This window comes from Pseudomonas sp. FG36 (genome assembly GCF_057809275.1).
On record NZ_JBMDJQ010000054.1, the window covers coordinates 1 to 12,240 of the forward strand.

Here is a 12,240-nt window from a genome sequence, read left to right on the forward strand (position 1 = left end):
GAGGGGGCCGGGACAGGCTACGAGTAATTCATCCCAATCGCTGCGGTTCGGCGTTCTGTCGGGCCGCCAGCACACGGATGCTCCCGGCCGTGGGTAATCGAGAACGAAGCGGACGATGACATTCGACGCTGTCGGCCTGGCCGAGCGCCGAACCGCAGCGATTGGGCCTAACCGATCTTCTATATAAGGAAGAGGTGAGCGCGGTTACACCCGCTTTCATCTTTAATCCTCCTTTAATCACTGTATCCTTCACTCCCAGGTGTCGAGGGGCCTGCTCCTGCCCGGCACCTGGGCTGGCGCATTTTTCACGTGCGTCAGTGAACCGAAACCGACCCGCTCGGTCCTAGGTCATCAGTGGATAGCCGCGCACGCCCCCGCTCGATGCATTCAAAGGTCATCTCCAGCGTGTAGACTGGGCGCCCCTCGGGCAGCCCGCGCTGTCACTCTCCATCGAAGGAATCGGCAATGAACGAACTCTCATCGCGCCTGAATCGGGAACGGCGCTTTCTGGTGCTCCTCGGCGTGATCTGCCTGGCGCTGATCGGCGGCGCCCTGTACATGCAGGTGGTGCTGGGCGAGGCACCTTGCCCGCTGTGCATCCTGCAGCGCTATGCCCTGCTGTTCATCGCGATCTTCGCCTTCATCGCCGCCGCCATGCCCGGGCGCCGCAGCCTGACCTTCTTCGAGGCGCTGGTGGTGCTCAGCGCCATCGGTGGCATCGTTGCCGCCGGCAACCATGTGTATATACTCGCCAACCCCATGGTCAGCTGCGGTATCGACACCTTGCAGCCCATCGTCGACGACCTGCCGCTGGCCAAGCTCTGGCCGCTGGCGTTCCAGGTCGATGGGTTCTGCTCCACGCCCTACCCACCGATCCTCGGCCTGTCCCTCGCGCAATGGGCGCTGGTGGCGTTCGTGCTGACGGCGGTGCTGGTGCCCCTGGGCATCTACCGAAACCGTCGCCGCGCTTAGACCAAAGTCCCGAATTGACCTGGGTCTATTGCGCGGCGAGATAAGCTGCAAATGGCCCCCGATGATTGATCCAGGTCAGCCACCAGCCCTTGCGCGGCAAGGGTTTCAGGGCTACTGCGCGGGGTGCGACAAACTGTCGCGAAGTTGATTTTTTGACCAGTATTGTTACGCATTCTGTAAAAGACTGTTGCTCAATAAGTCATAGTCATCGTGGGGCGACCTATCTACAATCGCCCCCAATTTCCGTTCGGCACTGCTTGCGAGTCGCAGGATTGATGGGAGCCGCAGCGCTTTCCATTTGCTGACTTCGACAAGTTTCGCCCAACGGCGATACCGGGCGGACACCCCTCCGCGTTTTCCCGCACCAAATGGACTTGGTCTGAAGTACAGGCCTGTTGCCTACGAAACCATAAGCACCGCCAACCCGCTTGACGCCAAGATCCAGCAGTCGGATCCCTGGCAGGGGCGAGTACGGGCGCCAATTGCCGCACTTGGCAGGACGAAGTGTTGGCTACCAAAACACAAATTGCATTGAAGCAAGCTGATCTAGAGGTCGTGAGATGAGTAAAAAGCGTTACCCCAGACTGTTTGGCATATTGCCCTTTTTAGGCATGCTTTTACTCAGTGGGTGCAACTGGACCCTGCTCGATCCGAAGGGCCAGGTCGGCATTGAGCAGAAGAACCTGATCCTGATCGCCACCGGCCTGATGCTGCTGGTGGTCGTGCCCGTGATCATCATGACCCTGGCGTTCGCCTGGAAGTATCGCGCGTCCAACAAGGCCGCCACCTACACCCCCGACTGGTCGCACTCGACCAAGATCGAGGCCGCGGTGTGGATCATCCCGATCCTGATCATCATCGCCCTGGGTTACTTCACCTACCACTCCACCCACAAGCTGGACCCGTACCGTCCACTGGATTCCGATGTGAAGCCGGTGCAGATCGACGTGGTCGCGCTGGACTGGAAATGGCTGTTCATCTACCCGGAACAGGGCATTGCCACGGTCAACAAGATCGTCTTCCCGGCCAACACCCCGGTCAACTTCCGCGTGACCTCCGACGCCGTGATGAACTCCTTCTTCATCCCGGGCCTGGGTGGCCAGATCTACGCCATGGCTGGCATGACCACCAAACTGCACCTGATCGCCAACGAGAACGGTGAGTTCGACGGTATCTCCGCCAACTACAGCGGCGCCGGCTTCACCGGTATGAAATTCAAGGCTGTTGCCACCTCCCAGGCCGACTTCGATGCATGGGTCGCCGAGGTGAAGGCTTCGCCGAAGAAACTGGACCAGGCCGAATATGACGCCTTGGCCAAAGCAAGCGAAAACAACCCAGTCGCGCTGTACAGCGAGGCTCAGGCTGACCAGTTCCAGCGCATCGTCGACAAGTACGAAGGCATGAACCGCGGTCGTCCGAACCACGAAGAAGCAGGCAGCAAAGACCTGGCCACTACCAAGGGTGTGGAATCGAGTATGCAACCAGCTGCCGGTGCAGAGGAGTAAGAGATGTTCGGTAAATTAACTCTGGAGGCGATACCGTATCACGAGCCGATAGTCATGGTGACGCTTGCCATGATCGCGCTCGGTGGTCTCGCTGTCGTTGGTGCCATCACCTATTTCCGCAAGTGGACCTACTTGTGGACCGAGTGGCTGACCACGGTCGACCACAAGAAAATCGGCGTGATGTACATCATCGTCGCTATGGTCATGCTGCTGCGCGGCTTCGCCGACGCCATCATGATGCGTACCCAGTTGGCCGCCGCCACCGGTGGCTCCGAAGGCTACCTGCCGCCTGAACACTATGACCAGATCTTCACCGCCCACGGTGTGATCATGATCATCTTCATGGCGATGCCGTTCTTCACCGGCCTGATGAACCTTGCGGTTCCTCTGCAGATCGGTGCACGTGACGTTGCCTTCCCGTTCCTGAACTCCCTGAGCTTCTACCTGCTGCTGGCAGGCGTGCTGCTGGTCAACATCTCGCTGGGCGTTGGTGAATTCGCCAAGACCGGCTGGGTTGCCTATCCGCCGCTCGCGGGTATCCAGTACAGCCCTGGGGTGGGTGTCGACTACTACATCTGGGCGCTACAGCTATCAGGTCTGGGTACGACGCTTACCGGCGTGAACTTCCTCGTCACCGTGATGAAGATGCGCGCTCCTGGCATGAAGCTGATGGACATGCCGATCTTCACCTGGACCTGCACCTGGGCCAACGTGCTGATCGTCGCTTCCTTCCCGATCCTGACCGCCGCACTCGCACTGCTGACTGTTGACCGTTATCTGGACTTCCACATCTTCACCAACGAGCTTGGTGGGAACCCGATGATGTACGTCAACCTGTTCTGGGCGTGGGGTCACCCTGAGGTCTACATCCTGATCCTGCCGGCCTTCGGCGTGTTCTCGGAAGTTACCTCGACCTTCGCAGGCAAGCGCCTGTTCGGTCACCACTCGATGATCTACGCATCGGGCGCGATCGCCATCCTCGGCTTTGCGGTCTGGCTGCACCACTTCTTCACCATGGGTGCCGGCGCCAGCGTCAACACCTTCTTCGGCCTGGCGACGATGCTGATCTCCATTCCGACCGGTGTGAAGCTGTTCAACTGGCTGTTCACCATCTACCAGGGCCGTCTGCGCTTCACCGCGCCGATCATGTGGACCCTGGGCTTCATGGTCACCTTCTCCATCGGTGGCATGACCGGCGTCCTGCTGGCTGTTCCAGGTGCCGACTTCGTTCTGCACAACAGCCTGTTCGTGATCGCCCACTTCCACAACGTGATCATCGGTGGCGCGGTATTCGGCTACATCGCCGGCTTCGCCTTCTGGTTCCCGAAAGCCTTCGGTTTCACCCTGAACGAGAAGTGGGGCAAGGCTGCCTTCTGGTTCTGGATCTCCGGCTTCTACGTAGCGTTCATGCCGCTGTACGCCCTGGGCTTCATGGGCATGACCCGTCGTCTGAACCACTCCGACAACCCGCTGTGGGAACCCTACCTGTACGTAGCCGTGGTCGGCGCCGTGCTGATCCTGTTCGGTATCGCCTGCCAGCTGATCCAGATCTACGTCTCGGTTCGCGATCGCAAGGACAACATGGACGTCACCGGCGACCCATGGGGCGGCCGTACCCTGGAATGGTCGACTTCGTCGCCACCTCCGTTCTACAACTTCGCCCACATGCCTGAGCACGTTGGCCTGGACGCCTGGCACGAAGCCAAGCAAGCCGGCGCCGCCTACAAGGCTCCGGCCAAGTACGAAGCGATCCACATGCCGAGCAACACTTCCACCGGTCTGTTCATGGGTCTGTTGCTGACCGTGTTCGGCTTCGCCTTCATCTGGCACATCTGGTGGCTGGTGGGTGCGAGCCTGGTTGCGACCATCGCTGTCTTCGTTCGCCACGCCGCGCGTGACGACCAGGGCTACATGGTGCCGGCCGAAGAAGTGGCGCGCATCGAAGGCGAGCGCATGAAAGCGCTGGCCAACGCTGGTGCACTGCCTGCCGGCGGCGCACGTGTCGAATCGTTTGAACGGGTGTAATCAATGTCCAGTCAAGTAATCCACGGTGGCGCGCATGGTCATGACCATGCGCACGATGACCACCACCACGACTCGGGCCAGATGACCGTACTCGGTTTCTGGCTGTACCTGATGACCGACTGCATCCTGTTTGCGTCGCTCTTCGCCACCTACGCGGTGCTGTCCGGCGGTTTCGCCGGCGGCCCGTCGGGTCACGACATCTTCCAGCTCGACTTCGTGCTGGTCGAAACCGCGTTCCTGCTGCTGTCCTCGATCACCTTCGGCTTCGCCATGCTGAAGATGTTCGCCGGCAACAAGGCAGGTGTACTGGGCTGGTTGGCTGTGACCTTCCTGTTCGGTGCTGGCTTCATCGCGATGGAAATCTATGAGTTCCATCACCTGATCGCCGAAGGCTACGGCCCGCAGCGCAGTGGCTTCCTGTCGGCGTTCTTCGCGCTGGTCGGTACCCACGGCCTGCACGTGACTGCCGGTCTGATCTGGATGGCAATCATGATGTACCAGATCAACAAGCACGGCATCACGCCGACCGCCAAGACCCGCATGAGCTGCCTGAGCCTGTTCTGGCACTTCCTCGACGTGGTCTGGATCTGCGTGTTCACCGTCGTCTACCTGCTGGGGGTTCTGTAATGGCTAGCGCACACGACACTCATCACGAAGGCAATCACGGTAGCGTGAAGTCCTACATGATCGGCTTTGTACTGTCGATCATCCTGACCGCGATCCCGTTCGGCCTGGTGATGTACCCAAGCCTGCCGAAGAACCTGACCGTCCTGATCGTGGTGGCCATGGCCGTCATCCAGGTGGTGGTGCACCTCGTGTACTTCCTGCACATGGACCGCTCGAAAGAGCAGCGCTCCAACGTGTCGACGTTCCTGTTCACCGTTCTGGTAATTGCACTGCTGGTCGGCCTGTCGCTGTGGATCATGTTCAGCATCCACTTCGAAATGCTGGCCAAGTGAGGTAAGACTGCATGTCCGTGAAGCACTTTATCCAAATCACCAAACCGGGGATCATTTTCGGTAACGTGCTTTCCGTGGCAGGCGGTTTCTTCCTTGCCGCCAAGGGGCATGTGGATTTCGCCCTGTTCCTGGCGGTGGTGATCGGTACGTCCCTGGTGGTCGCGTCCGGATGCGTGTTCAACAACTGCATCGACCGTGACATCGACCACAAGATGGAGCGCACCAAGAACCGCGTCATGGTCCAGGGCGGCATGTCGCTGCCCCTGGCGCTGATCTACGCCACCCTGCTCGGGGTGGCGGGTTTCAGCTTGCTGTATGTCCAGGCCAACCCGCTGTCGGCGTTCTGCGCCCTGGTTGGCTTCGTGGTCTACGTCGGCTTCTACAGCCTGTGGCTCAAGCGCAAATCGGTGCACGGCACCCTGGTCGGCAGCCTGTCCGGTGCCATGCCTCCGGTGATCGGCTACTGCGCGGTGAGCAACAGCTTCGACCTGGCCGCGTTCACCCTGCTGGTGATGTTCAGCCTGTGGCAGATGCCGCACAGCTTTGCCATCGCCATCTTCCGCTTCAAGGACTACAGCGCCGCCAACATCCCGGTCCTGCCGGTGGCGCGCGGTATCCTCGCGGCGAAGAAGCAGATCGTGCTGTACGTGCTGGCCTTCGTCCTCGCCACCCTGATGCTGACCCTCGGCGGTTACGCCGGCCTGGGTTACCTCGCCGTGGCGGCCGCCATGGGCCTGTACTGGCTGTACATGGCCTGGGGCGGCTACAAGGCCGAGGACGACAGCAAGTGGGCGCGCAAGGTATTCGGCTTCTCCATCCTCACCGTCACTGCCCTGAGCGTGATGATGGGCGTGGACAGCCAGACCGCGGCCGACGTGCTGATGACCTACGCACGCTGAAACACCCCAGCTGCACAAGACGCCCCGGCTTGCCGGGGCGTTTTTTTTTGCCTCGGAAAATTCATTCGAAGGGCAGTTGACAGCGCCATGCCCTTTGCCGGATGTTATGCGCCGCAGGTCAGGACGACCTGCAGGCCAGGGTAGGCCACGATCCATTCGGATCGATCCACATGACAAGGACTGTTCCATGACCGAATCGAGCTTCGCTCTTTCGGCGTGCGCGGCTTCGCTGCGCCAACGCCATGCCTCTGCCAGCACCGCTACCGCGCTGGCCATCCTCGAATGCCTGTTTCGTCGACGCAGCCTGGCCCCCGGGCAGGATGACGCGCTGGATGATGCCGTGCTCGCCCCGCACCTGCCCAAGGTGCTGCAGGCCGTCGAGCACGGGCTGCCGGTGGAAATGGTCCTCCCGGCCTTCCCCGGCAAGTCGCCCAACCGCCAGAAGACCCTCGGCCCGCTCCCGGACCTGGCAGAGCACCATGCCATCGACGAGCTGAACCGCCTGGCGGAGGAAATCCGCGCAGTGCATGCCCCCGGTGCGGTCATTCACATCTGCTCGGACGGCTATGTCTTCGCCGACCTGGTGCGGGTGCCCGATGCCCATGTCCAGGCCTACACCGACGATATCCAGCGCTATGCCGGCCAGCACTATCCCGGCCGCTTCACCTTGTTCGACCTCAAGGATGCCTATCCACAGCTGGGCTGCCTGGACTCCATGCGTGAAGAGCTGATGATCGAGCATGGCCAGTCGCTGCGCGCCCTGCAGCAGCGCTTCGAGGACGAGGAGCACATGCGGCTGATGTACTGCGGCATCCATCGTTTCCTCGCCGAGGACTACGCCGGGCTGGTGGAGTTCGAAGGCATGAGCATGAACGCGGTGAAGAAGGCCGCCAAGCCCGCCTCCCAGCGGGTGATCCAGCGTAGCGAGGCCTGGAGTGCGTTGCTGCAAGCGCGCTATCCGCATTGCCTGCGCCTGTCGATCCACCCGCAGTTGGCGGTATCGAGCAAGATCGGCATCCGCCTGGTGCCGACCAGCGACCTGTGGCGCACCCCCTGGCATTCGGTGGCGATCAAGCGTCGTGGCGTGGTGACCCTCGACCGGCGCAGCAATGTCGATGAGCGTTACAGCCGGCTGGTATTCCGCCGTGGCCGGCCTTGCCACTACGCCAGCGCGCAGTGAGGGTGGCGCCAATGGACATACGCGCGGTTCTATTTGACCTGGACGGCACCCTGGTCGATACCCTGCCGGATATCGCCTGGTGCCTGAATCATGTGCTGAGCCTGCACGGGCTGCACGCGCTGCAGCCAGATGAGGTGCGCGGCATGATCGGCGGCGGTGTGGCGGCGATGCTCGAAAGGGCCGCCGTCGGCCTCGACGCCGAGCAACGCCAACGCCTGCATGACGACTACAGCAGCTGCTATCACGACAACCTGGTCCGGCGTTCCCGAGCGTTCCCCGGTTGTATCGGCCTGATCGAGAGGATTGCCGACAAAGGGCTGCCCATGGCCGTCGTCACCAACAAGGCCCACACCCTCGCCGAGCGTGTCGTGCAAGGGCTGCTGCCCGCGCAGCGATTTGCCGCGGTGCTCGGTCATCGCCCCGGCGAGCGGCTCAAGCCGGCACCGGACATCGCGCTGCAGGCTGCCGAACGGCTGGGCATCGACCCAGGCCACTGCCTGTTTGTCGGCGATACCCCCGTCGACCTGTTGACCGCCAAGGCCGCCGGCATGCCCGCCGCCGCCGTCGGTTGGGGCTACGGCGAGTGGCAAGCGTTGCTCGAGCAGCGGCCACAGTTCCATTGCCAGCAACCCTTGCAGCTGCTCCGGGCCCTGCGCCCGGAGCAAGTGCGCCACTGTGCAAGCCAATCCGCAACGCCAATCGGTTCGCTGTAGCCATTCTCAAGGAAGACACAACATGCAAGACAAAGACAGCTGGATGGAAGCCGTCGGCCAGGTGCTGGACGCTTACCTGCTCAAGGCCCAGGGCGACCGCTTCGACCAAGCGGGCAGGGCGCACCTGGCCCACGACCTGGCGCGCTGCTTCGACAGCGGCGAGCCGCTGCGCATGGTGCTGCCGGGTTTCCCGTGCAAGTCGCCGAATGATCACGACAAGACCTTCGGCGTACTGCCCGACCATGGCGAGGTGATCGCCATCGAGCGCCTCGACCACCTCGCCCAGGAGCTCGCCGAGCTCCACGCCCCTGGCTGCGAGATCGCGATCCTCAGCGACGGCACCACCTTCAACGATATCGTCGGCGTGCCGGACGACGTGCGCCGCGCCTACAACCAGGCGCTGCGCACCCTGTGTACCACCCATTGCATCCGTTGGGTGAGCATGGAAGACCTGTTCCCCCAGGCCAGCAGTGCCGAGGCCCTGCGCGCCACCCTGGTCAAGCAGGCCCGCCTGCCGTGGAAGAACGTCGACGCACTGATCGAGCAGTGCCAGCACGACGAGGCACTGGGGCGGACCCACGACAAGTTGTGCAGCCACCTCTACAACGACCTGCGCCTGTGCCGCCAGGCCGGGCAGGACGAAGACGAGCACCTGCGCCAGATCAGCTACAAGGCCTACCAGATGATGCTGCGCGGCCAGGCCTTGAATGCGGCGGTCGAGCGGTTTTTCCCCGGGCATGTGCGCCTGTCGGTGCACCAGTACGACAATGCCGGCCCCAAGTTCACCGTGGCCCTGGCCGAGGGGCTCGATCATGTAGCCAGCCCCTGGCATGCAGTGCCGGTGCGCCAGCTAGACGGGCGTCAGACACTGCGAGGCCGCGCGCAGATCGACCCCGCGCGGCATGTGCTGGTGACCTGGCAGGGGCAGCCATGGCTGTTCCATGAAACTGCGGGCGAGGCGCTCGAGGGCTTCAACTTCACATTGCAGAAGCTCCCCCTGTTCGGGTTGCTGGTCAGCGACCCGCTGGGGCTGGGTTTCCAGCGACTGTCCACCGAGACCTTGCAGGCCCTGGTGCGCAGTTTCGGCTTTGTCTGCCTCAGAGGCTGTGAGTTCACCGACCAGCAGGCATTCGCCACCGACTGCGAGCGTTTCGGCACCATCTACCGTTGGTCCTTTGGCGAGGTGCATGTGGTCAAGCCGGCCGACCAGCCCCAAGGCGTGGTGCATTCGCTGGAGAAGACGCCCTTGCACTGGGACCTCAACATGCTGCCCGACAGCGACCCGCTGGTGCAGCGCGATCCCAAGTTCTGCGCCCACACCTTCATGCTGTATTGCAAGACGCCGCCGCAGCCGGGGGAAGGGCAGACTACGGTCGTCGACAGCCGCAACGCCTTGCGCAAGGTGGGCCTGCGCACCGCCCGCCAGTGGCAGGGCGTCGATTTGACCTACTACACGCGCATGACCTATTTCGGCGGTTCGCCGCGCAGCTACTCGCTGGTCGACCTCGATCCGCGCAGCGGCGAGCGGGTACTGCGCTACCAGGAGGGCTGTCAGTCGTCGTTGCAGACCCTCGAACAGAAGGTGCAGGGGCACGACGATGACTTCCAGCAGGCATTGATCAGCCAGCTCGACGAACTGGTCTACGACCCCGAATGCCTGATTGCCCATGAGTGGCAGGCGGGTGACCTGGTGCTGATCGACAACTACCAGACCTTGCACGGGCGCTTGCCGATGAGCGCGGCCTCGGCCGCGCGCGAACTGTGGCGGGTGCAGGTCTACTGAGCCCTTTGACGGCGGTGCTTACCGGTGTTTCGGCAAGCACCGCCTGCTGAGGCTGATTCTGTAATTACGATTTTTTCAAACGAAGTGGCTGAAAAAATCTAATAAAACAGGAAATTATCCTTTACGAAGTGGTCGTGGCGGGATTATGTTGTTTGTCGGCCGCCGCAGCGGCCAGCGTCGCTCGGACGGTTCCGGGCGCATACGTCTCTCGAGGAACACATGGCCAACCCAGGTTCGCCGCGCCGCTTTGCGCGCATCGATCGTCTCCCCCCTTACGTCTTCAACATTACTGCCGAGCTCAAGATGGCCGCCCGCCGCCGTGGCGAGGACATCATTGACCTGAGCATGGGCAACCCCGATGGCGCCACGCCGCCACACATTGTCGAGAAGCTGGTGCAGGTCGCCCAGCGCGAAGACACCCATGGCTATTCCACCTCCCGTGGCATCCCGCGCCTGCGCCGCGCCATCTCCAACTGGTACAAGGAACGCTACGAGGTCGACATCGACCCGGAAAGCGAAGCCATTGTCACCATCGGCTCGAAGGAAGGCCTGGCGCACCTGATGCTCGGCACCCTCGACCACGGCGACACGGTCCTGGTGCCCAACCCCAGCTACCCGATCCACATCTACGGCGCGGTGATCGCCGGCGCCCAGGTACGCTCGGTGCCGCTGGTACCGGGCGTGGACTTCTTCAACGAGCTGGAACGGGCGATCCGCGAATCGATCCCCAAGCCGAAGATGATGATCCTCGGCTTCCCGTCCAACCCCACCGCGCAGTGCGTGGAGCTGGACTTCTTCGAGCGCGTGGTGGCCCTGGCCAAGCAGTACGATGTGCTGGTGGTGCACGACCTGGCCTACGCCGACATCGTCTACGACGGCTGGAAGGCGCCGTCGATCATGCAGGTGCCGGGGGCAAAGGACATCGCGGTGGAGTTCTTCACCCTGTCCAAGAGCTACAACATGGCCGGCTGGCGGATCGGCTTCATGGTCGGCAACCCTGAGCTGGTCAGTGCCCTGGCGCGGATCAAGAGCTACCACGACTACGGCACCTTCACTCCGCTGCAGGTGGCTGCCATCGCCGCCCTGGAAGGCGACCAGCAGTGCGTGCGCGATATCGCCGAGCAGTACCGCCAGCGCCGCAACTTGCTGGTGAAGGGCCTGCACGAGCTGGGCTGGATGGTCGAGAACCCCAAGGCCTCGATGTACGTGTGGGCGAAGATCCCTGAGCAGTACGCTCACCTGGGGTCGCTGGAGTTTTCCAAGAAGCTGCTGGCCGAGGCCAAGGTTTGCGTGTCGCCGGGGATCGGCTTTGGCGACTACGGCGATGATCATGTTCGTTTTGCCCTGATCGAGAACCAGGACCGTATCCGCCAGGCTATTCGCGGGATCCGCCAGATGTTCCGCGCCGATGGTTTGACCAGCAAGTAAACAGGTCCGACCTCATCGCCGGCAAGCCGGCTCCCACAGGATGGCTCCGGATCTAGTGGGAGCCGGCTTGCCGGCGATGAGGTCGGTACAGGCGACATCGATCACGACTTTCAGATCGCCGATCAGCGGCGATCTTTTTTTGCATTCCCCCTCTTCTCAGCCGCCCGCGCCTGGATTACAAATAGCGCCGCGGGCGCCCGCCCCGATAACAACAACCTCCCTCCCTGGCCATCATGTCCGAACAGAATCCTTGCATGACCTGCGGCGCCTGCTGCGGCTACTTTCGTGTGTCTTTCTTCTGGGGTGAGTGCCAGTCCGCCGGTGGCCTGGTGCCCGACGACCTGGTCGTGCAGATCAACCCGACCCGCGTCGCCATGATCGGCACCGACGCCAAGCCCTGCCGTTGTGTCAGCCTCGGCGGCGAGATCGGCACGCAGGTGGCGTGCTCCATCTACGAGAACCGCTCCAGCCCCTGCCGCGAGTTCGAAGCGTCGTGGGAAAACGGCGTGCACAATCCGAGCTGTGACGACGCTCGGGCAGCCTATGGCCTGCCACCGCTGACCCCGCCGGGCGCCAACGAGCCGCATTGGCCGGATGACGGGGCGGAGGTCGCCTGAACCTGCTCGGGTCAAGCCTGTTCCTGTTGGAGCAGGCACTACCGTTCGTCGGTTGGATCCAATGAACGCATCGCTGAAACCCGCGAAACACGTGCCGCCTCGACAAAGTATTAACACCATTTGACCGGCCTCGACGCCAAACCGCCCGCCCCTGAGCGG

11 protein-coding genes are annotated in these 12,240 nt (G+C 62.4%); all 11 read left to right on the forward strand.

Features of this window, described 5'->3' with window-relative positions; translation table 11 throughout:
* Positions 1-465 precede the first annotated feature (465 nt).
* The 11 genes from ACODS9_RS25295 to ACODS9_RS25345 all read left to right on the forward strand — a co-directional run bounded on the left by ACODS9_RS25295 (position 466) and on the right by ACODS9_RS25345 (position 12,081).
* Positions 466-972 (forward strand): disulfide bond formation protein B, encoded by a 507-nt coding sequence (locus ACODS9_RS25295; protein WP_023629873.1) that lies wholly within the window; start codon positions 466-468, stop codon positions 970-972.
* A 560-nt stretch (positions 973-1,532) separates the two neighbouring features.
* A complete protein-coding gene (cyoA, locus tag ACODS9_RS25300; RefSeq protein WP_038707394.1) occupies positions 1,533-2,477 on the forward strand; it encodes a ubiquinol oxidase subunit II in 945 nt (314 codons plus the stop codon).
* Between the two features lie 3 nt (positions 2,478-2,480).
* Positions 2,481-4,502 carry a cytochrome o ubiquinol oxidase subunit I gene (cyoB, locus tag ACODS9_RS25305; RefSeq protein WP_102682485.1) on the forward strand — a complete coding sequence of 674 codons (2,022 nt, stop codon included), beginning with the start codon at positions 2,481-2,483 and terminating at the stop codon, positions 4,500-4,502.
* 3 nt (positions 4,503-4,505) lie between these two features.
* Complete coding sequence (locus ACODS9_RS25310) at positions 4,506-5,129, forward strand: cytochrome o ubiquinol oxidase subunit III (protein WP_023629875.1); 624 nt, start codon at positions 4,506-4,508, stop codon at positions 5,127-5,129.
* Positions 5,129-5,461, forward strand: coding sequence for a cytochrome o ubiquinol oxidase subunit IV (cyoD, locus tag ACODS9_RS25315; RefSeq protein WP_023629876.1), 333 nt, complete (start codon positions 5,129-5,131; stop codon positions 5,459-5,461). The genes ACODS9_RS25310 and cyoD overlap by 1 nt, the downstream gene beginning before the upstream one ends.
* Positions 5,462-5,472: 11 nt before the next feature.
* Positions 5,473-6,360: a heme o synthase gene (cyoE, locus tag ACODS9_RS25320; RefSeq protein WP_023629877.1), complete on the forward strand. Its 888-nt coding sequence runs from the start codon at positions 5,473-5,475 to the stop codon at positions 6,358-6,360.
* A 187-nt stretch (positions 6,361-6,547) separates the two neighbouring features.
* The gene (locus ACODS9_RS25325; RefSeq protein WP_489095028.1) at positions 6,548-7,540 is read left to right on the forward strand and encodes an L-tyrosine/L-tryptophan isonitrile synthase family protein; all 993 of its coding nucleotides are present in this window, start codon (positions 6,548-6,550) and stop codon (positions 7,538-7,540) included.
* A gap of 11 nt (positions 7,541-7,551) precedes the next feature.
* Entirely contained in the window at positions 7,552-8,253 is a 702-nt protein-coding gene (locus tag ACODS9_RS25330) for an HAD family hydrolase (protein ID WP_489095029.1), read from the forward strand.
* Positions 8,254-8,275: 22 nt separating this feature from the next.
* Complete coding sequence (locus ACODS9_RS25335) at positions 8,276-10,036, forward strand: isocyanide synthase family protein (RefSeq protein ID WP_489095030.1); 1,761 nt, start codon at positions 8,276-8,278, stop codon at positions 10,034-10,036.
* Between the two features lie 219 nt (positions 10,037-10,255).
* A complete protein-coding gene (alaC, locus tag ACODS9_RS25340; protein WP_046857052.1) occupies positions 10,256-11,464 on the forward strand; it encodes an alanine transaminase in 1,209 nt (402 codons plus the stop codon).
* Between the two features lie 233 nt (positions 11,465-11,697).
* The gene (locus tag ACODS9_RS25345) at positions 11,698-12,081 is read left to right on the forward strand and encodes a YkgJ family cysteine cluster protein (protein ID WP_367857055.1); all 384 of its coding nucleotides are present in this window, start codon (positions 11,698-11,700) and stop codon (positions 12,079-12,081) included.
* The last annotated feature ends 159 nt before the right edge of the window (positions 12,082-12,240 follow it).